This is a genomic window from Pseudoxanthomonas sp. LjRoot143 (assembly GCF_964252945.1).
GTDB lineage: Bacteria > Pseudomonadota > Gammaproteobacteria > Xanthomonadales > Xanthomonadaceae > Pseudoxanthomonas_A.
Window position 1 is genome coordinate 988,711 of the sequence record NZ_CAXUPM020000001.1, and the last position, 25,598, is coordinate 1,014,308.

General features: G+C 67.0%; 12 protein-coding genes and 1 tRNA gene. All 13 read left to right on the top strand.

Translation table 11 applies throughout. The features are described from left to right. Positions 1 to 13: 13 nt before the first annotated feature. On the top strand, positions 14 to 2,239 hold the full coding sequence (nuoL, locus tag ACSQ1W_RS04675; RefSeq protein WP_436041877.1) for an NADH-quinone oxidoreductase subunit L: 2,226 nt from the start codon (positions 14 to 16) through the stop codon (positions 2,237 to 2,239). 58 nt (positions 2,240 to 2,297) lie between these two features. Next, entirely contained in the window at positions 2,298 to 3,809 is a 1,512-nt protein-coding gene (locus ACSQ1W_RS04680; protein ID WP_436041879.1) for an NADH-quinone oxidoreductase subunit M, read from the top strand. Positions 3,810 to 3,818: 9 nt separating this feature from the next. Further along, positions 3,819 to 5,282, top strand: coding sequence for an NADH-quinone oxidoreductase subunit NuoN (gene nuoN, locus ACSQ1W_RS04685; protein ID WP_436041880.1), 1,464 nt, complete (start codon positions 3,819 to 3,821; stop codon positions 5,280 to 5,282). 131 nt (positions 5,283 to 5,413) lie between these two features. Further along, positions 5,414 to 5,490 (top strand) — tRNA-Met (locus ACSQ1W_RS04690). Between the two features lie 156 nt (positions 5,491 to 5,646). Continuing rightward, positions 5,647 to 6,261 (top strand): ribosome maturation factor RimP, encoded by a 615-nt coding sequence (rimP, locus tag ACSQ1W_RS04695; RefSeq protein WP_436041882.1) that lies wholly within the window; start codon positions 5,647 to 5,649, stop codon positions 6,259 to 6,261. 3 nt (positions 6,262 to 6,264) lie between these two features. Then, a complete protein-coding gene (gene nusA, locus ACSQ1W_RS04700) occupies positions 6,265 to 7,776 on the top strand; it encodes a transcription termination factor NusA (RefSeq protein ID WP_436041884.1) in 1,512 nt (503 codons plus the stop codon). A 107-nt stretch (positions 7,777 to 7,883) separates the two neighbouring features. Then, positions 7,884 to 10,535: a translation initiation factor IF-2 gene (gene infB, locus ACSQ1W_RS04705; RefSeq protein ID WP_436041886.1), complete on the top strand. Its 2,652-nt coding sequence runs from the start codon at positions 7,884 to 7,886 to the stop codon at positions 10,533 to 10,535. Positions 10,536 to 10,541: 6 nt separating this feature from the next. Beyond that, positions 10,542 to 10,913: a 30S ribosome-binding factor RbfA gene (gene rbfA / locus ACSQ1W_RS04710; protein WP_436041888.1), complete on the top strand. Its 372-nt coding sequence runs from the start codon at positions 10,542 to 10,544 to the stop codon at positions 10,911 to 10,913. Between the two features lie 134 nt (positions 10,914 to 11,047). Continuing rightward, positions 11,048 to 11,998, top strand: a complete 951-nt coding sequence (gene truB / locus ACSQ1W_RS04715; RefSeq protein ID WP_436041890.1) for a tRNA pseudouridine(55) synthase TruB — start codon at positions 11,048 to 11,050, stop codon at positions 11,996 to 11,998. A 152-nt stretch (positions 11,999 to 12,150) separates the two neighbouring features. Further along, positions 12,151 to 12,411 carry a 30S ribosomal protein S15 gene (rpsO, locus tag ACSQ1W_RS04720; RefSeq protein WP_162336597.1) on the top strand — a complete coding sequence of 87 codons (261 nt, stop codon included), beginning with the start codon at positions 12,151 to 12,153 and terminating at the stop codon, positions 12,409 to 12,411. A gap of 184 nt (positions 12,412 to 12,595) precedes the next feature. Next, entirely contained in the window at positions 12,596 to 14,704 is a 2,109-nt protein-coding gene (pnp, locus tag ACSQ1W_RS04725) for a polyribonucleotide nucleotidyltransferase (protein ID WP_436041892.1), read from the top strand. Positions 14,705 to 15,363: 659 nt separating this feature from the next. Then, positions 15,364 to 15,954: a DUF3617 domain-containing protein gene (locus ACSQ1W_RS04730; protein WP_436041894.1), complete on the top strand. Its 591-nt coding sequence runs from the start codon at positions 15,364 to 15,366 to the stop codon at positions 15,952 to 15,954. Positions 15,955 to 16,106: 152 nt separating this feature from the next. Continuing rightward, complete coding sequence (locus ACSQ1W_RS04735) at positions 16,107 to 25,589, top strand: DUF7507 domain-containing protein (RefSeq protein WP_436041896.1); 9,483 nt, start codon at positions 16,107 to 16,109, stop codon at positions 25,587 to 25,589. Positions 25,590 to 25,598: the final 9 nt, after the last annotated feature.

Below are 25,598 nucleotides of genomic sequence, written 5' to 3' on the forward strand. Positions count from 1 at the left end.
ACCGATGACCGGTATGGAAGTCCTCCTCTCCAAGAACGTGCTGCTGGCCATCGTGCTGGCGCCGCTGCTGGGCAGCATCATCGCCGGCCTGTTCGGTCGCTTCGTCGGCCGCGCCGGCGCCCACACGGCGACGATCCTGGGCGTGGCGACCAGCTGCGCGCTGTCGTGCTGGGTGCTGTACCAGCTGGTGGCGCAGGGCGCGTCGCCGTTCAACGAGAACCTGTACACCTTCTTCGAAGTAGGCAACATCAGCGGCCACGTCGGTTTCATGATCGACAAGCTGACGGCCATGATGATGGTCGTGGTGACCTTCGTGTCGCTGCTGGTCCACCTCTACACGATCGGCTACATGGCCGAGGATCCGGGGTACCAGCGCTTCTTCAGCTACATCTCGCTGTTCACCTTCAGCATGCTGATGCTGGTGATGAGCAACAACTTCCTGCAGCTGTTCTTCGGCTGGGAAGCGGTGGGCCTGGTGTCTTACCTGCTGATCGGTTTCTGGTTCAAGCGCCCGACGGCGATCTTCGCCAACATGAAGGCGTTCCTGGTCAACCGCGTCGGCGATTTCGGCTTCCTGCTCGGCATCGGCTGCGTGCTGCTGATGTTCGGCACGCTGGACTACGCCACCGTGTTCGCCAATGCGTCGCTGCTCGTCGGCAAGGCGATTCCGGTCTGGTCGGGCGCCGTCACCCTGTTCGGCAGCACCTTCCAGGTGTTCGATGAGCCGGTGATCTGGTCGATGGCCACGCTGACCTGTATCTGCCTGTTCATCGGTGCGATGGGCAAGTCGGCGCAGGTGCCGCTGCACGTATGGCTGCCCGATTCGATGGAAGGCCCCACCCCGATCTCGGCGCTGATCCATGCCGCGACGATGGTGACCGCGGGCATCTTCATGGTGGCGCGCATGTCGCCGCTGTTCGAGCTGTCGCAGACGGCGCTGGACTTCGTGCTATTCATCGGTGCGACCACGGCGCTGTTCACGGGCCTCATCGGCATCGTGCAGAACGACATCAAGCGCGTCGTTGCGTACTCCACGTTGTCGCAGCTGGGCTACATGACGGTGGCGCTGGGCGTCTCGGCGTACTCGGCGGCCGTGTTCCACCTGATGACCCACGCCTTCTTCAAGGCGCTGCTGTTCCTGGCGGCCGGCTCCGTGATCATCGGTATGCACCACGAGCAGGACATGCGGAAGATGGGTGGCCTGCGCAAGTACATGCCCATCACCTGGATCACCAGCCTGATCGGCACGCTGGCGCTGGTCGGCACGCCGTTCTTCTCGGGCTTCTACTCGAAGGACATCATCATCGAGGCGGCGCACAAGCATCAGGAAGTCGCACATGAAGCAGCGCATAGCGTGAGCGAGATGGGCCTGATGGCAGCGCAGCAGGGCATCTCCCAGGATCCGAGCGCATGGGTGGCGACGTATGGCTACTGGGCGGTACTGCTGGGCGTGTTCATCACGAGCTTCTACAGCTTCCGCCTGCTGTACCTGACCTTCCACGGCAAGGAGCGCTTCCGTGATGCGCACGACGACCATGGCCACGGCCATGACGCGCACCACGATGCCGCGCACGACGACCACGGTCACCACGGCGCCCACGAACCGCACGAGTCGCCGTGGGTCGTGACGGTGCCGCTGGTACTGCTGGCGATTCCGTCGATCTTCGTCGGCATGTTCACCGCGGGTCCGATGCTGTTCGGCACCAGCTGGAATGATGCGGAGATCCTGGTGACGCCGTTCTTCCAGGGCGCCATCGACTTCGTCCGCACCGATCCGACGCAGGCGATGTCCTCGCGAGACACGGTGATGGCATTGATCGAACACTGGCACGGCGCGATCAAGTTCGCGTTGCACAGCTGGGAAACCAAGGCGTTGTGGCTGGCCTTCTCCGGCTTCGCACTGGCCACCTTCCTGTACCTGATCAAGCCGGAGCTGCCGGGCAAGATGCGCCACAGCAAGATCGGTGCCTTCCTGACCAACATCCTGGACAAGAAGTACTGGGCCGATCACCTGTGGATCAACGGGTTTGCCGGCGGTGGCGTGAGGCTGGGCAAGGCCTCGCGCGCCTTCGATACGCATGTGATCGACGGCGCCGCGGTGAACGGCACGGCGAAGCTGGTCGACCTGGGCGCGCAACTGCTGCGCAAGACCCAGTCCGGCTACCTGTACCACTACGCGTTCGCGATGATCGTCGGCCTGATCCTGCTGCTGGGCGTGGTCATCAAGTTTTGGCAGTAACGACCTGGCGCCGCCCCGAGCGGAGCGTCCTGGCGAAGAACTCAACGGATAACACAACGTGTCGAACTGGCCCCTGCTTAGTGTTCTGATCTGGCTGCCCATCCTGGGTGGTGCGCTGGTGCTCGCGGTGGGCAATGCCCGCGCCGACGCGGCGCGCTGGCTGGGCCTGGCGGTCGCGGTGCTCACCTTCGTCTTCAGCATCGGCCTGTTGACCGGCTTCGACTATGCGAACCCGGGCCTCCAGTTCATCGAGACCCGCGCCTGGATCCCGAGCTTCGACATCCACTACAACCTGGGTGCCGACGGCATCGCGGTGGCGCTGCTGTTGCTGAACACGCTGATCACCGTGCTGACGCTGGCCGGTGCATGGGGTTCGGTGAACAAGCGCGTGGCCCAGTACGTGGCCGCGTTCCTGATCCTGGAAGGCCTGACCAACGGCATCTTCGCCGCCAGCGACGCGATTCTGTTCTACGTGTTCTTCGAGGCGATGCTGATCCCGATGTTCCTGATCATCGGTGTCTGGGGCGGGCCGCGCCGCATCTATGCCTCGCTGAAGTTCTTCCTGTACACCTTCCTCGGTTCGGTGCTGATGCTGGTCGGCCTGGTGTACCTGTACATCAAGGGCGGCAGCTTCCAGCTGGCCGACCTGTACACGCTGCCGTTGAACGCGAAGGAGCAGACGTGGCTGTTCTTCGCGTTCCTGATCGCGTTCGCGGTCAAGATCCCGATGTTCCCGGTGCACACCTGGCTGCCGGATGCGCACGTCGAGGCGCCGACCGCCGGCTCGGTGATCCTGGCGGCGATCGCGCTGAAGATCGGCGGCTACGGCCTGCTGCGTTTCAGCCTGCCGATCGTGCCGGACGCCGGCCATGAGTGGGCGATGTTCGTCATCGTGCTGTCGCTGATCGCCGTGGTCTACGTGGGCCTGGTGGCGCTGGTGCAGGACGACATGAAGAAGCTGATCGCCTATTCGTCGGTCTCGCACATGGGCTTCGTCACGCTCGGCATCTTCATCGCCTTCAGCCTGGTGCGCGATTACGGCAACCTGGACGGCGCGCGCCTCGGCCTGCAGGGCGCGATGGTGCAGATGATCAGCCACGGCTTCATTTCCGGCGCGATGTTCACCTGCGTCGGCGTGCTGTACGACCGCATGCACACCCGCATGATCAAGGACTACGGCGGCGTCATCAACACGATGCCGTGGTTCGGCGCCTTCTTCATCCTGTTCGGCATGGCCAACTCCGGTCTGCCGGGCACCAGCGGCTTCGTCGGCGAGTTCATGGTCATCCTGGCCAGCTTCCAGCAGCATCCGCTGATCGCCTTCTTCGCCGCCACCACGCTGGTGATCGGTGCGGCTTACACGTTGTGGCTGGTCAAGCGCGTGATCCTCGGCGACGTGGCCAATGCACATGTCGCCGAACTGAAGGATGTTTCCCTGCGCGAGGCCGTGGTGCTGGGCGGGTTCGCGGTCTGCGTGCTGGCATTGGGTGTGTATCCCAAGCCGCTCACGGACCTGATGGAGCCGTCGATCGCGCAACTGGCGATGCAGCTCGCCAACAGCAAGCTGTAAGGAAGAACCATGACGACGCCGATGCCCATCTCCGCCGCCGACCTGCAGCCGCTGCTGCCCGAACTGACCCTGATCGGCGGTGCGTTCGCGCTGCTGATGCTGGACCTGTTCCTCGACAACTCCCGCCGCATCATCACCCATGCCCTCGCGCTGATCGTCATGGCGGCCGTGGTGTGGATGCTCGCGACGGGTGTGGGCGGGCAGGGCGCCGTGTTCAGCGGCATGTTCGTGCGCGACACGCTGGCCGATGTCAGCAAGGTCGTGATCGTCGCGGTCAGCGCCCTGTCGCTGGTCTATGGCTGGCCCTACCTGCGCGAGCGCAATCTGTATCCGGGCGAAGCGCCGGTGCTGGTCATGTTCGCCACCGCTGGCATGATGATGATGGTGTCCGCCGGCAGCCTGGTGATGGTCTACCTGGGACTGGAGCTGCTGGCACTGTGTTCGTACGCGCTGGTCGCGTTGAACCGCGATGATGGCCTTTCGACAGAAGCGGCGATGAAGTACATCGTGCTGGGCTCGCTGGCGTCGGGCCTTCTGCTCTACGGCATGTCGCTGGTGTACGGCGCGACCGGTTCGCTGCACCTGCCGGCGATCTTCGATGCCGCCGGCGCCGCGCTGGGCGGCAGCAGCGAAGCCCGCATGCTGCTGCTGACGGGGGTGGTGTTCGTGGTGGCGGGCCTAGCGTTCAAGCTGGGTGCGGCGCCGTTCCACATGTGGCTGCCCGACGTCTACCACGGCGCCCCGACGCCGGTGACGCTGTTCATCAGCGCGGCGCCGAAGCTGGCGGCGTTCGGCATGGCCTTCCGCCTGCTGCAGGACGGCCTGGGCCCGGCGGCGGCACAGTGGCAGTGGCTGCTGGCCGGCCTGGCGGCCGCATCGCTGGTGATCGGCAACGTCATCGCCATCGCCCAGACCAACCTCAAGCGCATGCTGGCTTATTCCACGGTGTCGCATGTCGGCTTCCTGCTGGTCGGCTTCGCCGGCGGTGGCGAAGTGGGTTACTCGGCCGCGCTGTTCTATGCGATCAGCTACGCCATCATGTCGGCGGCGGCGTTCGGCGCCATCATCGTGCTGTCGCGGCAGGGCTTCGAGGCTGACAGGATCGACGACTTCAAGGGCCTGAACGCGCGCAACCCGTGGCAGGCCGGGCTGGTGCTGTGCGTGATGGCCTCGCTGGCCGGCGTGCCGCCGTTCCTGGGCTTCTGGGCCAAGCTCGTCGTGCTGGGTGCGGCCGTCAACGGTGGTTTACTGTGGCTGGCCCTCGTCGGCGTGCTGTGTGCGGTCATCGGCGCCTTCTATTACCTGCGCGTGATCAAGGTGATGTACTTCGACGAGCCGGTGGGTGAAATTCCGCCCCCGCGCAGCGACCGCGTGGTGCCGATGGTGTTCGGCGTCAACGCACTGGCCCTGCTGGCGCTGGGCATCGCCTGGAACCCGATCATGGCCTGGTGCAAGCTGGCGTTCGCCGGCTGAGGCTGCGCTCGCGCACAAGATGTATCCCGCCGGCAGGGCACTGCCGGCACGCGCGATGAACGCGATGTTTCAAGTTGGTGCACGACAAGGCTTGCAATGCACCGGCGTATTCATCATAATTTCGCTTCTGCTGCGGGGTGGAGCAGTCTGGCAGCTCGTCGGGCTCATAACCCGAAGGTCGCAGGTTCAAATCCTGCCCCCGCTACCATGTTTATCCGAGGTCGCCCGATACCGGCGACCGACGAAAAGCCTGGGCACGCAACGACGCATGTTCCCGTCGTTGCACCGACATCCAGCGTATCGGACAAGGGGCCCATCGGGCCCCTTGTTTGTTTCAGCGACACGAACCATCGGCAGCGAATCCGTGAGCGACAAGGCCAACGACATCGCCAACCTGCTGGCACCCACCGTCCAGGCGCTGGGCGTTGAACTGCTGGGCATCGAATACCTGCCGGCACCCGGCGGCGCCACCGTGCGCCTGTACATCGACGTGCAGGAAGCCGAGCGCGCCACGCGCCACGTCAACATCGAGGATTGCGAAGCGGTCAGCCGCGAAGTGTCCGCGCAGCTCGACGTCGAGGACCCGATCACCGGCAACTACACGCTGGAAGTCTCCTCGCCGGGCGTGGACCGTCCGCTGTTCCGGCTGGAGCACTACGCGCGCTTCGTCGGCGAGTCGGCGAAGGTCGTGCTGAAGCTGCCGCAGGACCGTCGCCGCCGCCTGCAGGGCACGATCAGCCGCATCGAAGGCGGCAGCATCGTGTTCACCGTGGACGACGCCGAGATGACGGTGGCGTTCGACAACATCGACAAGGCACGCTTGGTCCCCGACTGGGCGGCGCTGGGCCTGGCGCCCGAGAAACCCGGTGGCGGCCGCAAGGCCGGCGCCAAGAAGGCGGGCGACGCCAAGCGCCCACCCGCCAAACAAGCCAAGAAAAAACCCAACCAACCGGCGGCCCGCAAGCCGCGCGCGGAGTGATCAATGAGTAAGGAACTGTTGCTGGTCGTGGATGCGGTGGCCAACGAGAAGGGCGTGCCGCGCGAAGTCATCTTCGATGCCATCGAGGCCGCCTTGGCGTCCGCCGCCAAGAAGCGTTACCTCGACCAGGACGTGCAGGTGCGCGTCACCATCGACCACAAGGACGGCAGCTACGAAACGTTCCGCCGCTGGGAAGTGGTGGCCGACGACGTGGTGATGGAGTCGCCCGACCGCCAGATCCGCCTGATGGACGCCGAGGACGAAGCCGAAGGCGCCGAAGTGGGCGACTGGATCGAAGAGAAGATCGAGAATCCCGATTTCGGCCGCATCGCCGCGCAGGCCGCCAAGCAGGTCATCGTGCAGCGCGTCCGCGAAGCGGAACGCGCGCAGGTGGTCGACGCCTGGAAGGACCGCGTGGGCGAGCTGGTGACCGGCGTCGTCAAGCGCGCCGAGCGCGGCAACATCTACGTGGACCTGGGCGGCAACGCCGAGGCCTTCATCCCGAAGGACAAGGGCATCCCGCGCGACGTGCTGCGCGCCGGCGACCGCGTCCGCGGCTACCTGTTCGACGTGCGCTACGAACCGCGCGGCCCGCAGCTGTTCATCAGCCGCGCCGCTCCGGAGTTCATGATCGAGCTGTTCAAGCTGGAAGTGCCGGAAGTGGGCCAGGGCTTGGTCGAGATCAAGGCCTGCGCACGCGATCCGGGCGACCGCGCCAAGATCGCCGTGCTGGCGCACGACACCCGCACCGATCCCATCGGCGCCTGCATCGGCATGCGCGGTTCGCGCGTGCAGGCCGTGAGCAACGAGCTCAACGGCGAGCGCGTGGACATCGTGCTGTGGAACGACAACCCGGCCACCTTCGTCATCAACGCGATGGCGCCGGCGGAAGTGCAGTCGATCATTGTCGATGAAGAGAAGCACTCGATGGACCTGGCCGTGGCGGAAGACCGCCTGGCGCAGGCGATCGGCAAGGGCGGCCAGAACGTGCGCCTGGCCAGCCGCCTGACCGGCTGGCAGCTCAACGTCATGACCGCCGACCAGGTGCAGGCCAAGAGCGAGGCCGAGCAGGCCGTCGCCCGCCAGCTGTTCATGGACAAGCTGGAAGTGGACGAGGAAATCGCCGCCATCCTGGTCGCCGAAGGCTTCAGCACGGTCGAGGAAATCGCCTACGTGCCGGTCGGCGAACTGCTGGCCGTCGAGGGCTTCGACGAGGACATCGTCGAGGAACTGCGTTCGCGCGCCCGCGACGCCCTGCTGAACGAGGCGCTGGCCGAGGAAGAAGGCCTGGAAGAGGACCACCCGGCCGAGGACCTGCTGGCGCTGGAAGGCATGGACGAGGAGACCGCGTTCGCGCTGGCCTCGCACGGCGTCCGCACCAGTGAGGACCTGTCCGACCTGGCCGCCGACGAAGTGGTCGAGTTCGGCATCGAGGGCCTGGACGAGGCCCGCGCCGCGGCGCTGATCTTGGCCGCCCGCGCCGAGGAGATCGCTCGTCTGGAACGCGGCGCATGAGCCAGCCATGAACACCGCCCTGGTGTCCGCAGGGCTTAGAATTCCCCCTTTCCAACAGGGTTGCCCCTCCACCGTCGGGGGGGCGAAACACCCCACCTAGGATCCGAATGTCGCAGCAAACCACCATCCGCAAGCTCGCTGAACTGGTCAATACGCCGGTCGAAAAACTCCTGGAGCAACTGGCCGAGGCCGGCATGAGTTTCAGTGGTCCCGACCAGGTCGTGACCAGCATGGAAAAAGTGAAGCTGCTCGGCTTCCTCAAGCGCTCGCACGGCAAGAGCGATGCCGCCGCGGATGAGGCTGCGCCCAAGAAGATCACGCTGAACCGTCGCAAGGTGCAGGAAGTCACCGTCGCGGCCGGTCGCAGCAAGACCACGGTGAACGTGGAAGTGCGCCAGAAGCGCACCTACACGAAGCCGACCGACGCCGAGTCCGTCAGCACCAACTGGCAGAACGAAGCCGATCCGGAGCGTGCCGAGATCCTGCGCAAGCTGGAGGAATCCCGCCAGCGCAATCTCGACGAGCAGCAGCGCCTGGCGCAGGAAGACGCCAAGCGTGCCGAAGAACTCGAGCGCCGCCGCCAGGAAGAAGCCGCTGCCCGCGCCGAGGCCGAAGCCGCACGCGCACAGGCCGATGCCGAAGCTGCCGCGCTTGCCGCCGGTGCCGTCGCTGTCGATGGCGACGAAACCGCGCGTCCGGCCAAGCCGGCCACGCAGGGCCACCATGTGCCGAAGATGGTCGTGCGCAAGGATCCGCCGCGTACCGATGACCGCAACAACGCCGCGGCCGCCGCCAAGCACAAGACCCGCGGTTCGCACGCGATGGTCGCCGGCGTCGAGGACGACGACAACACCAGCCGTTTCGCCGGCCAGCTGCATCTGTCTGCCGCCGATCGCGCCCGTCGCGGCGCCTCGCGCGGCAAGCCGAAGCCGCCGCGCCGCCATGAGCAGAGCCGCGGTGGCGGTGGTGCGCACGGCTTCGAGCGTCCGACCGCACCGATCGTGCGCGAAGTGGCGATCGGCGAAACCATCACCGTGGCCGACCTGGCGCAGAAGCTCGCGCTGAAGGGCGGCGACGTGGTGAAGGCGCTGTTCAAGATGGGCGTGATGGCCACCATCACCCAGTCCATCGACCACGACACCGCCGCACTTATCACCGAAGAGCTGGGCCACAAGGCCGTTCGCGCCGACGCCAACGACGTCGAGAACGAACTGCTGGCGCATTCGGAAGAGCAGCAGGGCGACAAGGTCGCGCGTCCGCCGGTGGTCACCATCATGGGTCACGTCGACCACGGCAAGACCTCGCTGCTGGACTACATCCGCCGCACCAAGATCGCCAGCGGCGAAGCCGGCGGCATCACCCAGCACATCGGCGCGTACCACGTGGAAACGCCGAAGGGCGTCATCAGCTTCCTCGATACCCCGGGCCATGCCGCGTTCACCGCGATGCGCGCCCGTGGCGCCAAGCTGACCGACATCGTGGTGCTGGTCGTGGCCGCGGACGACGGCGTCATGCCGCAGACGCGCGAAGCCATCCAGCACGCCAAGGCGGCCAAGGTGCCGCTGATCGTGGCGGTGAACAAGATCGACAAGTCCGACGCCGACCCGCTGCGCGTGAAGAACGAGCTGCTGGCCGAAGAAGTGGTCGCCGAAGACTTCGGCGGCGACACCCAGATGGTCGAGATCTCGGCCAAGACGGGGCAGGGCGTCGACAACCTGCTGGACGCCATCTCCATCCAGGCCGAACTGCTGGAACTGAAGGCCGTGGAAGACGGCCGCGCCAGCGGCGTGGTCATCGAATCCTCGCTGGACAAGGGCCGTGGCCCGGTCGCGACGGTGCTGGTGCAGCAGGGCACCCTGAAGAAGGGCGATTACCTGGTCTGCGGCATCCAGTACGGTCGTGTGCGTGCGCTGTTCGACGAAACCGGCAGCCAGCCGCCGTCGGCCGGTCCGTCCATCCCGGTGCAGGTCCTGGGCTTGTCCGGCGTGCCGGAAGCGGGCGACGACTTCGTGGTGGTCGCCGACGAGCGCCTGGCCAAGGACGTGGCGCAGCAGCGCGACACCAAGCGCCGCGAGTCGCGCCTGGTGCAGTCCGCCGGCAGCCGCATGGAAGACATCATGGCGCAGCTGGGCAAGGGCGAAGGCCAGCTCAGCCTCAACCTGATCGTCAAGGCCGACGTACAGGGTTCGGTGGAAGCGCTGCGTCATTCGCTGACCGCGCTGTCCAACGAATCGATCCGCATCAACATCATCCACTCCGGCGTGGGCGGCATCACCGAGTCCGATGCCAACTCCGCGGTCACCTCCAAGGCGACCATGATCGGCTTCAACGTGCGTGCCGACGCCTCCGCGCGTCGCATCATCGAAGCCAACGGCGTGGACCTGCGCTACTTCTCGATCATCTACGACGTGATCGACCAGGTGAAGCAGGTGGCGTCCGGCCTGCTGGGCGTGGAGATCCGCGAAGAGATCATCGGTATCGCCGAAGTGCGCGACGTGTTCCGCAGCTCCAAGTTCGGCGCGGTCGCGGGCTGCATGGTGGTCGAGGGCACGGTCAAGCGGAACAAGCCGATCCGCGTGCTGCGTGCCAGCACCGTGGTGTTCGAGGGCGAACTGGAATCGCTGCGCCGCTTCAAGGAGAACGTCGACGAGGTGCGCAACGGCACCGAGTGCGGCATCGGCGTGAAGGCGTACAACGACGTGCAGCCAGGCGACCAGATCGAGTGCTTCGAGCGTATCGAAGTCCAGCGCACGCTCTGACCCGACATGCCTACGAAGTCGTTCCATCGCACCGACCGCGTGTCCGCCCAGCTCCGTCGCGAGCTGGGCACGCTGGTGCACGAGGCCGTGCGCGAGCACGGCCTGCCGTCGGTCAGCGTGTCCGACGTGGAAGTCACCCGCGACATGGCGCATGCCAAGGTATTCGTCACCGCGCTGATGCAGGAGCGTTCCGCCGAGGCCGTGAAGGGCCTGAAGGAACTGGCCTGGGGCCTGCGCATGGAACTGGCGCGTCGCGTGAAGATGCGCCATGTCCCCGAGTTGCACTTCCACTACGACGATTCCGTCGATCGCGGCGAGCGCATCGAAACCCTGCTGCGCGAGAACCCGCCAGTCCCCGGGTCCGACGACGAAACCTGATACGTCAGGCTTTCGCGCGGAGCTTGCTCCGCCGCTTTCCGGCCTGATGGCCGGACTCGGGAGGCGTGAAGACGTCGAACAGCCTCGACGCTACGATGCGGCGACTCCCCGCCAAACCACCTAACCTGGACTGTATGGCAGGACGCACCCAATTCCGCCCGCTGGACGGCCTGCTGCTGCTGGACAAGCCGCCGGGCATGAGCTCCAACGCTGCCCTGCAGGTCGCGCGGCGCCTGTTCCGCGCGGAGAAGGGCGGGCACACCGGCAGCCTCGACCCGCTCGCCACCGGCCTGCTGCCGCTCTGCTTCGGCGAGGCGACCAAGATCGCCGGCCTGCTGTTGGGTTCCCGCAAGGCCTATGACACGGTGGCGATACTCGGCACGACGACGGATACCGACGATGCCGAGGGTGCGCCCCTGCGCGAGCGCCCGGTGCCGCCGTTGGACGTGGCGATCGTCGAAGCCGCCCTGGCGCCGCTGACCGGCCGCATCCGCCAGCGCGCCCCGATCTATTCGGCCCTGAAGCAGGGCGGGGAGCCGCTCTACACCAAGGCCCGACGCGGCGAGGCCATCGAGGCCCCCGAGCGTGATGTCGACGTCCATGGCATCGAGATACTGGCCATCGCGCCTGGTCGCGTGTCGCTGCGGGTCGAGTGCGGGTCCGGCACCTACGTGCGCAGCCTGGTCCGCGACCTCGGCGAGGCGCTGGGCTGCGGCGCCCACGTCGGCGAGCTGCGCCGTCTCTGGGTCGATCCGTTCAGGCAACCGCAGATGTATACGCTGGACGCGCTGCAGGCACTGGCTGAACAGGAGGGCGAAGGCGCCCTGGAGGCCTGCCTGTTACCCGTCGAGGCGGGCCTGGCCGGGTTCCCGCGTGTCGACGTCGATGCCCCGGGCGGACGCCGGCTGGCGCAGGGCCAGCGGCTGCGCGGCTACCCGCCCAGCGAGGGCGCGGTGGCGATCCACGGCCCGGAAAACCGCGTGCTGGGGCTGGGATCGGTCGACGCCGAGGGCACGCTGTCGCCCCAGCGGCTGTTCGCCTGGGCGGTCGCCGGTACCGCCACCAAGGCGGGCGACGCGCAATAAAACCTTGTTTCACAAGGCCCCCCGCGGCTACACTACGCCGCCGGTTTTCACCGGTGATTTCAATTCCCCTAGCTTCATCAACGGCGAGCCAGGCGGTGCGCGCGGAGGACAGCCCGCGTTCCTGCAGGCCACGCATCCAACAGAGAGAAACCATGTCCGTCGATACCCAGAAAGTGATTGCCGACAACGCCCGTGGCGCCAACGACACCGGCTCCCCGGAAGTGCAGGTCGCCCTGCTGACCGCCCGCATCGAGCACCTGAGCGGCCACTTCAAGACCCACAAGAAGGATCACCACAGCCGTCGTGGCCTGCTGCAGCTGGTCAACCGCCGTCGCAGCCTGCTTGATTACCTCAAGAAGAAAGACAACGAGCGCTACAAGACCCTGATCGAAAAGCTCGGTCTGCGTCGCTGATATACCCCCGACCGCGGCGCAGAGATGCGCCGCGGTTTGCATTTCAGGGAACGGAATGCGCTGCATCCGCTGGCCGCACCGGGCCCGCCCCACACAGCACCACCGGCCGGACGCATCCGGCCAGCCACACGCGACAAGGGTCGCGTGAGGTCCAACCCGCACAAGGCATCCCAAGGAAACCCCCGTGGCAAAAATCACCAAAACCTTCCAGTACGGCAAGCACCAGGTCACCCTGGAAACCGGCGAAATCGCCCGTCAGGCCGGCGGCGCCGTCGTCGTCAAGTTCGACGACACCGTGCTGCTGGTCACCGCCGTGGCGGCGAAGTCGGCCCGCGAAGGCCAGGACTTCTTCCCGCTGACGGTCGACTACCAGGAGAAGTTCTACGCCGGCGGCCGTATCCCGGGTGGCTTCTTCAAGCGCGAAGGTCGTGCGACCGAGAAGGAGACGCTGATCTCCCGCCTGATCGATCGCCCGCTGCGTCCGCTGTTCCCGGAAGAATTCCGCAATGAAGTGCAGGTCATCGCCACGGTGATGTCGCTGAACCCGGAAATCGACGGCGACATCCCGGCGCTGATCGGCGCCTCCGCCGCCGTCGCCCTGACCGGCGCGCCGTTCAACGGCCCGATCGGTGCCGCCAAGGTCGGCTACATCAACGGCGAGTACGTGCTGAATCCGACCGTCAGCGAACTGAAGGACTCCAAGCTGGAGCTCGTCGTCGCCGGTACGGCCAATGCCGTGCTGATGGTCGAATCCGAAGCCGCCGAGCTGTCGGAAGAGGTGATGCTGGGCGCCGTGATGTTCGGTCACCGCGAGATGCAGAAGGTCATCGCCGTGATCAACGAGCTGGTCGCCGAAGCCGGCAAGCCGAAGTGGGACTGGCAGCCGCCGGCCAAGAACGAAGGCCTGATCGCCGCGCTGCGCCACGCCGTGGGCGACAGCCTCGCCGGTGCGTTCCAGGTGCGCGACAAGATCGAGCGCCGCGACACCATTTCCAGCCTCAAGAAGGCCATCCTCAACACGCTGGCCCCGCAGGCCGAAACCAACGCGTGGAGCACGGGCGACCTCTCGAAGGAATTCAGCGAGCAGGAATACCAGACCATGCGCGCCTCGGTCCTGAAGACCAAGGTCCGCATCGACGGCCGTGCGCTGGACCAGGTGCGTCCGATCTCCTCCAAGGTCAGCGTGCTGCCGCGCGTGCACGGCTCCTCGCTGTTCACCCGCGGTGAGACGCAGGCGATCGTCGCCGTCACCCTCGGCACCGCGCGCGATGGCCAGGTGATCGACGCCGTCGGCGGCGAGTGGAAGGACCACTTCCTGTTCCACTACAACTTCCCCCCGTTCTCGGTGGGCGAAGCCGGCCGCATGATGGGTCCGAAGCGTCGCGAAATCGGCCACGGCCGCCTCGCCAAGCGCGGCGTGCTCGCCGTGATGCCGACGATGGAATCCTTCCCGTACACCATCCGCGTGGTCTCGGAAATCACCGAGTCGAACGGTTCGTCCTCGATGGCCTCGGTCTGCGGCAGCTCGCTGGCGCTGATGGATGCCGGCGTGCCGATCACCGCACCGGTCGCGGGCATCGCGATGGGCCTGGTGAAGGAAGGCGACGACTTCGTCGTGCTGTCCGACATCCTGGGTGACGAAGACCACCTGGGCGACATGGACTTCAAGGTCGCCGGTACCGCCAACGGCGTGTCCGCGCTGCAGATGGACATCAAGATCGAAGGCATCACCGAAGAGATCATGAAGCAGGCGCTGACGCAGGCGAAGGCCGGCCGACTGCACATCCTGGGCGAGATGGCCCACGCGATGACCGCCCCGCGTCAGGAACTGAGCGAGTTCGCGCCGCGCCTGATCACCATCAAGATCCACCCCGACAAGATCCGCGAAGTGATCGGCAAGGGCGGTTCGGTGATCCAGGCGATCACCAAGGAAACCGGCACGCAGATCGACATCCAGGACGACGGCACCATCACCATCGCCTCGGTGAACGGCGCCGCCGGCCAGGCCGCCAAGGCGCGCATCGAGCAGATCACCTCCGACGTCGAGCCGGGCCGCATCTACGAGGGCAAGGTCGCCAAGATCATGGACTTCGGTGCGTTCGTCACCATCCTGCCGGGCAAGGACGGCCTGGTGCACGTGTCGCAGATCTCCAACGACCGCGTCGAGAAGGTCAGTGACGCGCTGAAGGAAGGCGACGTGGTGAAGGTCAAGGTGCTGGAAGTCGACAAGCAGGGTCGTATCCGCCTGTCGATCAAGGCCGTGGAAGAAGGCGAGGGCGTGTCGGCCGAGTAAGCCGCACGACATCGCGATGCGTCACGGAAAAGCGGGCTTCGGCCCGCTTTTTCTTTGGGTCTCTGGTACGACGGTGGGAGGGAGCGCTTCCTGCGCTGATGTCCGTTCGTCCGCCAATCGATTGGCGTCCGGCAGTCGCCATGCGCCGCGTGGTTGGCGTGCTGTGCCAGATGGGGGGCGTTCCCACGGACTGTGCGCGTCGTGTGCGAACAGTCAGAAGACCCTCGTGCCAGCGCTTCCGGGCGTTCGCGAGACGGAAATCCGTGGATTGGCGCGTTGTTGGCCGTCAGTGCGTGACCTGCGCCGCATTCTGGCATCCGACTTGCATCACGATCCTCGCGTAATGCGATTTCTCGATTCTTACGAAATTTCGGTTTCAGTTTTGTCATCAAGTGACGATAATGTGAATGAGGTGAGCCGATGGGTCACCTTGCAGGGGTTAGCAGGACAACTTGGGAGGCGGGACGACCCGCACACCTGAGTTTGGGGTGATCCGCTTCGGGTTTTGCCGGTCGCTCTCGCGGCGACGGCGGCGGATCCGGTTCACGAGGTCGTCCGGGCATGCCGGGGCGATCGCGGCAAACAACAGGCTTTCGGGAGCCTGGGGGACATCGATGAGTTCACTACTCGGTGCGCATACGCGCGCCAGAGCGGGAAGTTTGCGCTCGAAAATCACCGCGCGCGCCATCGATCGTCGATGGCTGACCACGTTGCTGCTTCTGTTGGCCGTGCTGCCCGCCATCGCGCAGGCGGCCGATACGCATGCCAACCCCTATGCGGACCTGCCCGTGCGCAAAGCCGGTCTGTGGGAGGTGACGCTGCAGGCCCACGCGCCGTCGGGTGCGGGCGGCCGCGTGCAGCCCGCGATGACGGTGCTCCAGTGCACCGATGCCAAGGCGGAGCGCATCGTTCCCCTGTTCCTGCTTCCCGCACGGGAAGGATGCCAGCGCATCACGGTCAAGAAGAACGCCGCGGGTGGCAGCCACGAGATCAGTACCGTTTGCCAGACCCACGGCCAGCGCATCGACATGCAGCTGACCCTCCGCGGCGACATGCAGGCCCGTTACCACGGAACCTACCGTATCCAGCATCCCGCGACGCCTTCGAACAACACCGGACCGGTGCCCTTCGAAGGACGTTGGCTGGGGCGCTGCAAGCCCGGCCAGCGCGCCGGCGACATGGTGCTGCCGAACGGCATCACCGTGAATACGGTGGACGACGCGGGCCACGCAAGCGAGCACGCGCATTGAGCGGCCACCGCGCCGTGGACGGGCCGTGCAACGCACCGCCTCGCCCACCTCGTCATCCGGGCATGGCGCCATGCCCACCACTTATCGCACGAGCAGCACGGCGATCGCCCGTGCCGCTTTCTAGCCTTTTTGCCTTCAGAACGGGACGGATCATGCAGATTGCCGCGGCACTACAGGGACGACAGGTCGGGACGACCGATCGACGGAAAGGCAGGAGCGGCGTCTTTGCTGCGTTCGCATTGATGGCGTTGCTGGCGTTGTTCGTCCCGACGGTACATGCGCAGATCAAGAACGGCGGCTTCGAAGCGCAGAACTTCTCCGAGTGGAAGCTGGAGCGCTATACCCGTTCCTCCAGTGCGCTGCCGACGGTACCTCCTACCAACAGCAGTCAGCTGACGCTGGGTACCGTGCAGGAGACCATCGCCAGCAACAACACGGTGAACACCGCTTTCGGCGGCAACGTCCGCATCCTCACCACGCCAGGCACCGCGGCCAACACCGGCACCAATGGTGTCCGCTATCCCTTCTCCGGCACCGCGTCCTCCCAGCTCGGTGGCAACGGCGCCCGCGCGGGCTACGCGATGGAGCAGGAAGCGACCATGGTGTTGAGCGATGTCGACCCCGTCGACGGCAAGGTCCATCTGCGCTTCGCGATGGCGCCTGTCCTCAACAACCCCAATCATGCCGCAGGCCAGCAGCCGTTCTTCTTCGTCGAGGTCATCAACCTGACGAAGGGCAACACCCAGCTCTTTCACACGTTCAACTACTCCAACCAATCGGGCATTCCTTGGCAGTCGTTCGGTGCCTACCAGTTCACCAACTGGCAGGGCTTCGATATCTCGCCGGGCAATGGTCGGCTGGACGTGGGTGACCAGATACGGCTGAAGGTCTACGTGGCCAACTGTTCTGCTGGCGCCGCCGATCACACCGCCCAGGTTTACATGGACGTGTTCGGCTCCAAGATGCCGGGCCTCAGTGTCGCCGCCATCGGTCCTTCCACGACCAAGCCTGGTGAGCAGATCACCTACAACTACAACTACGTCAACAACTCCGGCGTCTACGCACTTGGGTCTACGGTCCGGCTCGCAGCACCCTTCACCGAGAACGGCCTGCCGCTGACGTTCGTGCCGGGCTCCTGGCCCGCCACGTGCACGGGGCCGCACGCCGGCACGCCGCCGCGTGGCAGCTACATCGATTGCCCGGTGGGCGATCTGGTGGCAGGGGCGGGCGGCAGCTTCCCGGTGACGTTCACCGTACCCGCGGGCGCCGCGACCACGGGACCCAACAACGTCATCAACAATGGTGACTACGACGTTCGCGCGAACACGGTGAGTCCGTTCATCGGGCCGCTGGTCAAGACCACGATCTCGCCGGCGGCGACGACGCTGGTGGATCTCGGCGTCAGCGTCAGCAATGGAGGTGTGCCGTCCTACCTGGTCGGTGGCGCGGTCACCTACACGGTAACGGTGACCAACAATGGTCCGGTCGCCGCTACCGGTGCGACTGTTTCGCAAACGCTAAGCGGCGCGAATGGCACGGCCAGCTGGACCTGTGCCGTGCCGGGCGGAAGCACCGCAAGCTGTGGTGCGACGAGCAGCGGTTCCGGTCCGATTTCGACCGCGACGGCCAACCTGCCCGTGGGCCAATCGCTTGTCTACACCGTCAGCGGCATCACCGCCGGCACGGCCGGCACGCCGGTCGTGACCGTCGTCAGCGTCACGCCGCCTGCCGGCATGTCCGACAGCGTCGCCGCCAACAACACCGATGGCGTGAGTACGCCGGTCACCGCGGCCCAGCATCGCCTCACCGCCAACACCATCGGTGCCGGCAGCGGGCGCATCAGTGCGGTTCCCGCGGCGTTCGCGTGCCCCTCCGGCGGCGCGCGGACCGCGTGCAGCACGGACAACCTGGGCGAAAACCAGGAGGCTTATCTCAACGCGATTGCCGACAACGGCTCCATCTTCAAGGGCTGGACCGGCGGCTGCACGACGATCACCGGCAACGAGTGCTACGTGCGGATGGGGACCCAGGACCTCAACGTGACCGCCGAGTTCGCCCAGGTCTGGATCGTGACGCCCAGCATCACCGGCGGCACGCTCAACAGCACATCGCCGCAGGTGGTCGAGGACGGGCAGGGCACCAGCTTCACGCTCACGCCCACCACGCCAGGGCACATCCCGGTCATCACCACGCCAGGCGGCGCGAACACCTGCCAGGCCACATTGAGTGGTCCTACGGCGGGCGTCTACACCTACAACGTGACGCCGGTGACGCAGGATTGCGCGTTCCACGTGGCGTTCGTCAGCCAGCCGCGGTTGGTCATCGCCAAGACCGCATCGATTGTCGCGCCCGACTCGGCCGTCGTCGGTGTACCGTTCGACTACACGATCACGGTGACCAATACCGGTGCCGCGGCGACGTCGGCAACCGCGACGGTGACGGACGTGGTGCCGACCGGATTGACCATCGGCACCTTGCCCGCGAACTGCGCGACCAATCCGTCGGGCAGCCAGACCGTGGAATGCACCATCGCCGCGGGTCTGTCGAACGTGGCGCCCGGCAATGCGGTGAGCTTCGTGATTCCGGTGACGCCGCAGGGCGGCATCAACAACACGACGGTGTCGAACACGGCCAGCGTGACCGGCGGTGGCGATCCCGCCTGCGCCACCGCGGGCAGCTGCGTCAGCGCGCCGGTGGATACGCCGGTCGTTGCGCCGAGCCTCGATATCGCGAAGAGCGGCCCGGCCACCGCCGTGGTCGGTGTGGCGTACGACTACACCATCACCGTGACGAATACCGGCACGGCGGCGACATCGGCGACCGCGACGGTCACCGATGTGGTGCCGGCAGGCTTGACGATCGGCACCTTGCCGGCGGACTGCGTGTTGAACCCGGCGGGCAGCCAGACCGTGGTGTGCACCATCGCGGTGGGTCTGTCGAACGCGCCGGGCAATAGCGTGAGCTACGTGATCCCGGTGACGCCGACGGCAGCCGCAGGCACCGCCGTCAGCAACACGGCGACCGTCGTGGGCGGTGGCGACCCCGATTGTGCGACCGGCTGCAGCAGCCCGGCCGTGGACACCACGATCAACGCCCCCAAACTCGAAATCACCAAGAGCGGACCGGCGACAGCCATCACCGGTGTTCCGTTCGACTACACCATCGGCGTGAGCAACACCGGCACCGCCGATGCGACCGCTGATGCTGTCGTGACCGATAGCGTGCCCGTGGGCATGACCGTCAACAGTGCGACGCCCAACTGCGCGATCGCCGGGCGGGACGTGACCTGCACGGTGGCGATGGCGGACCTCACGGTGGGCGGCGCTGTGACGATCACGATCAACGTGACGCCCATTGCGGCCGGCGGTGCGGCCAACACGGCCACCGTGACCGGTGGTGGCGATCCGGACTGTGTCGCCGGTTGCGACAGCACCCCGGTGACCACGACGGTCGACGCACAGGCGCCGTCGCTGACGGTGGTGAAGTCGGTGACCTCGACCGGTCCTTACGGCGTGGGCAGCGTGATCGCCTACCAGTTCGCGGTGACCAACAGCGGCAACGTGACCCTGACGGGCGTCGTGGTGAACGATGCGCTGCTGGATACGGCAGCGACCTGTGCGGCGACGACGCTGGCACCGGGTGCCAGCACGACCTGCACCGGCGTGCATACGGTGACTGCGGCCGAAGTCGCGGCGGGCAACGTGCACAACAGTGCGACGGTGACCGGCCAGCCGCCGACCCCGCCGGGTGGCCCGACGCCGCCGACGGTGACCAGTCCGCCGAGCACGGTGGATACGGCGACCGAACAGCTGCCGGCCATCACAGTGGTGAAGTCGGTGACCTCGACCGGTCCGTATGGCGTGGGCAGCGTGATCGCCTACCAGTTCGCAGTGACCAACAGCGGCAACGTGACGCTGAGCAATATCGTGGTGAACGACGCGCTGCTGGATACGGCAGCGACGTGCGCCGCGACGACGCTGGCGCCTGGCGCGAGCACGACCTGCACCGGCGTGCACACCGTGACCGCGGCCGAAGTGGCGGCGGGCAACGTGCACAACAGTGCGACGGTGACCGGCCAGCCGCCGACCCCGCCAGGGGGCCCGACGCCGCCGACGGTGACCAGTCCGCCGAGCACGGTGGATACGGCGACCGAACAGCTGCCGGCCATCACAGTGGTGAAGTCGGTGACTTCGACCGGCCCGTACGGCGTGGGCAGCGTGATCGCCTACCAGTTCGCGGTGACCAATAGCGGCAACGTGACGCTGACCAATGTCGTGGTGAACGACGCGCTGCTGGATACGGCAGCGACGTGCGCCGCGACGACGCTGGCGCCGGGTGCGAGCACGACCTGCACCGGCGTGCACACGGTGACCGCAGCCGAAGTGGCTTCGGGCAACGTGCACAACAGTGCGACGGTGACCGGCCAGCCGCCGACCCCGCCAGGGGGTCCGACGCCGCCGACGGTGACCAGTCCGCCGAGCACGGTGGATACGGCGACTGCGCAGAACCCCGCGCTGAGCCTCATCAAGTCGGTCACCTCGACCGGTCCGTACGGCGTGGGCAGCGTGATCGCCTACCAGTTCGCAGTGACCAACACCGGTGACGTGACCCTGACGGGCGTCGTCGTGAACGATGCGCAGCTGGATGCCGCGGCGATCTGTCCGGTGACGACGCTGGCGCCGGGTGCGAGCACGACCTGCACCGGCGTGCACACCGTGACCGCGGCCGAAGTGGCGGCGGGCAACGTGCACAACAGTGCGACGGTGACCGGCCAGCCGCCGACCCCGCCGGGTGGTCCGACGCCGCCGACGGTGACCAGTCCGCCGAGCACGGTAGACACGGCGACTGCGCAGGCGCCTGCGATGACCGTGGTGAAGTCGGTGACTTCGACTGGTCCGTACGGCGTGGGCAGCGTGATCGCCTACCAGTTCGTGGTGACCAACACCGGTGACGTGACGCTGAGCAATATCGTGGTGAACGACGCCCTGCTGGATACGGCAGCGACGTGCGCCGCGACGACGCTGGCACCGGGTGCCAGCACGACCTGCACCGGCGTGCACACCGTGACTGCGGCTGAAGTGGCCGCGGGCAACGTGCACAACAGTGCGACGGTGACCGGCCAGCCGCCGACCCCGCCGGGTGGCACACCGCCTACTCCCATCACCAGTCCGCCGAGCACGGTGGATACGGCGACCGAACAGCTGCCGGCCATCTCGGTGGTGAAGTCGGTGACCTCGACCGGTCCGTACGGCGTGGGCAGTGTGATCGCCTACCAGTTCGCAGTGACCAACAGTGGCAACGTGACGCTGAGCAATGTCGTGGTGAACGACGCGCTGCTGGATACGGCAGCGACCTGTGCCGCGACGACGCTGGCACCGGGTGCGAACACAACCTGCACCGGCGTGCACACGGTGACTGCGGCCGAAGTGGCGGCGGGCAACGTGCACAACAGTGCGACGGTGACCGGCCAGCCGCCGACCCCGCCGGGTGGCCCGACGCCGCCGACGGTGACCAGTCCGCCGAGCACGGTGGATACGGCGACCGAACAGCTGCCGGCGATGACGGTGGTGAAGTCGGTGACCTCGACCGGTCCGTACGGCGTGGGCAGTGTGATCGCCTACCAGTTCGCGGTGACCAACAGCGGCAACGTGACGCTGAGCAATGTCGTGGTGAACGACGCGCTGCTGGATACGGCAGCGACCTGTGCGGCGACGACGCTGGCACCGGGCGCGAGCACGACCTGCACCGGCGTGCACACCGTGACCGCGGCCGAAGTGGCGGCGGGCAACGTGCACAACAGTGCGACGGTGACCGGCCAGCCGCCGACCCCGCCAGGGGGTCCGACGCCGCCGACGGTGACCAGTCCGCCGAGCACGGTGGATACGGCGACCGCGCAGAACCCCGCGCTGAGCCTCATCAAGTCGGTCACCTCGACCGGTCCGTACGGCGTGGGCAGCGTGATCGCCTACCAGTTCGCAGTGACCAACACCGGTGACGTGACCCTGACGGGCGTCATCGTGAACGACGCGCAGCTGGATGCCGCGGCGATCTGTCTGGCGACGACACTGGCGCCGGGCGCGAGCACGACCTGCACCGGCGTGCACACGGTGACCGCGGCCGAAGTGGCGGCGGGCAACGTGCACAACAGTGCGACGGTGACCGGCCAGCCGCCGACCCCGCCGGGTGGTCCGACGCCGCCGACGGTGACCAGTCCGCCGAGCACGGTGGATACGGCGACCGAACAGCTGCCGGCGATGACGGTGGTGAAGTCGGTGACCTCGACCGGTCCGTACGGCGTGGGCAGCGTGATCGCCTACCAGTTCGCGGTGACCAACAGCGGCAACGTGACGCTGACCAATGTCGTGGTGAACGATGCGCTGCTGGATACGGCAGCGACCTGTGCGGCGACGACGCTGGCACCGGGTGCGAGCACGACCTGCACCGGCGTGCACACGGTGACCGCGGCTGAAGTGGCTTCGGGCAACGTGCACAACAGTGCGACGGTGACCGGCCAGCCGCCGACCCCGCCGGGTGGTCCGACGCCACCGACGGTGACCAGTCCGCCGAGCACGGTGGATACGGCAACCGAACAGCTGCCGGCGATGACGGTGGTGAAGTCGGTGACCTCGACCGGTCCGTACGGCGTGGGCAGCGTGATCGCCTACCAGTTCGCAGTGACCAACAGCGGCAACGTGACGCTGACCAATGTCGTGGTGAACGATGCGCTGCTGGATACGGCAGCGACCTGTGCGGCGACGACGCTGGCACCGGGTGCGAGCACGACCTGCACCGGCGTGCACACCGTGACCGCGGCCGAAGTGGCGGCGGGCAACGTGCACAACAGTGCGACGGTGACCGGCCAGCCGCCGACCCCGCCGGGTGGTCCGACGCCGCCGACGGTGACCAGTCCGCCGAGCACGGTGGATACGGCGACCGAACAGCTGCCGGCCATCACGCTGGTGAAGTCGGTGACCTCGACCGGTCCGTACCGCGCGGGCAGCACGATCGCTTACCAGTTCGAGGTGGAGAACACCGGCAACGTGACCCTGACGGATGTGTCGGTGGTCGACGCGCTGGCCGGCCTGGGTCCGCTGACCTACGCATGGCCGGCCGCGGCCGGGCAGCTGCTGCCCGGTGAACGGGTGGTGGCGAACGCGAACTACAGCGTGACGCCTGCCGATGTGCTGGCCGGCAACGTCCGCAACAGCGCAACGGTGACGGGCCGTCCGCCGACACCGCCGGGTGGCACGTCGCCGCCGGATGTCAGCAGCCCGCCCAGCACGGTGGATACCTCCATCCTGCCGGTGATCGATGCGGTGGACGACCTCCTGGCTTCCGTGAACGGCGCCACCGGCGTGCCATCGGCTGGCAACGCTTACGACAATGACGTGATCAACGGTGTGGCGGTGGATCCTGCGGCGATCACCGGTACGGTGACGACGCCGGCCACCTCCATCAATGGCGGTCCGGTGCCGACGCTGGATCCGGCATCGGGCGTGGTGACCGTGCCGGCGGGAACGCCCGCGGGTACGTACACCATCGGCTACCGCATCTGCGAAACGCTGAATCCGGACAACTGCGACGATGCCGTGGTCTCGCTGACCGTGGTGGCCGCCACGATCAACGCGGAGGACGACGCATTCGTGCCGATCCGAAGTGGCGGTGGTGGTACGTCGCCCAGCGTGCTGGGCAACGACACCCTGGGTGGCGGTCCGGCGCAGATCGGCCAGGTCACGCTGGTGCCGGGCGGTTCGCCGCACGCGGGACTGGTGATGAATCCGGACGGCACGGTGACGATCGCCGCGGGCACGCCGCCCGGGACGTATCGCTATCCGTACACCCTCTGCGAAGTGTTGAACCCGACCAACTGCGATACGGCCGATGCCATCGTGGTGGTCAGTGGCGAGGCCCTGCTGCGCGTGACCAAGACGGCAGGCGTGCGCGATGTGCAGACCGGCGATCTGGTGCGCTACACCGTGACGGTGGAGAACCTGGGTGATGGTCCGCTGGTCGGCGGCAGCATCGTCGATACGCCGGCGGCCGGTCTCAGCTACGTGGAAGGTTCGTTGCTCGTCAGCGATGGCGACAACGCCGCCACGGTGTCCGGCCAGCACCCCGTGCGTTTCGAAGGCCTGGACATCCCGGTCGGCGGCACGGCGAGGCTGGTGTACATGATGCGTGTGGGTGCCGGTGCGCGCGCAGGCACGCTGGTCAACCAGGCGCAGGCGGTGTCCTCGTCCGGTGAACCGCTGTCCAACGTGGCGACCGCGGAAGTGGCGCTGGTGGCCGACGCGATGGTCGAGGACAGCCTGGTGTTCGGCACGGTCTTCAACGACCGCGACGGTGACGGTTGGCAGGATGGCGCGGCGCTGAGCGGCGTCCGCGTGCAGGGTGGCTTCGCGCCGGAGGTCTATGTCGCCGGCTCGACGACGCTGGACCGCGGTACGGGTCCGCAACCGCAGGCCGATGCCAGCGCGCCGCTGCTGCACGGCATCGAGGTCGGCGCAATGGCCGGACGCCAGTCCGAGGCCGATCCGGTGCAGGGCCGTCAGGTGGTGATCCGCCAGACGCTGCGCGAGCTGTCGTTCGCCGACGACTTCGTGCTGACCAGCGACCAGGGCGTGACGCTGCGGATGGACCGCAACGGCGTGACCTCGCTGGAGACTAGCGGCGAAGCGGCCAAGGGCCTCACGGCGGCGATGCCGACGGTGGAGCGCCGGGTCGCGCAGGGCGAGGGCGGTTACGTCGTCGACTACGTCATCGGCAACGCCGGCATCGAGGAGCGTGGTGTTCCGGGCGTGCGCATCGCCACGGTGGAAGGCCTGCTGATCGAGACCGACCAGTTCGGCCGCTACCACCTGGCCGGCGTGTCCGGTGGCGCGTGGGAACGGGGACGCAACGTCGTGTTGAAGGTGGATCCGTCCACGCTGCCGGCCGGTACCCGCATGACCACCGACAACCCGCTGCTGCGCCGTGTCACGCCGGGCGTGCCGGTGCGCTTCGACTGGGGTGTGGTGCTGCCCGAGCAGGTGATCGAAGGTGGCAGCGAGCAGCTGGAACTCGAGTTGGGTGAGGTGCACTTCGCACCGGGCAGCGCCGCGCTGCCCCCGCGGTACCAGCCGCTGATCACCGCCATGGCCGCCAAGGTGCGCGAGCACCAGGGCGGGGAGGTGGTGATCCAGGCCGATGGCGAGGGCGAAGGCCTGGCGCTGGACCGCGCCAATGCGGTCAGGGATGCCCTGCTGTCGCAGCTCGACGCCGCCGCCACGCAGTCCCTGGTGGTCAGCATCCGCGCCCGGTCGGAGGAGCCGGCATCGCTGGTGGCCGGCGTGCGCGATGACGCGACCGTGCTCGGCACGGTGCTGTTCGACACCGACAAGGCGACGCTCCGGGCGGAGTTCGCGCCGCTGCTGGACGCGATGGCGGCCGCACTGGAACGCAAGGGGGGAGGCAACGTCGTCATCGTGGGCCACGCCGACCGGCGCGGCTCGCATGCCTACAACACCGCACTCGGGATGCAGCGCGCGAAGGCCGTGTTCGACGCCCTCGCCGCACGACTCGGTGCATCGGCCCGCGCCACGTTGCGGGTGGAAATCGAAAACGACCCGGTCGCGCCGAACGGCGCACGGAAATGAGGGGGCGGG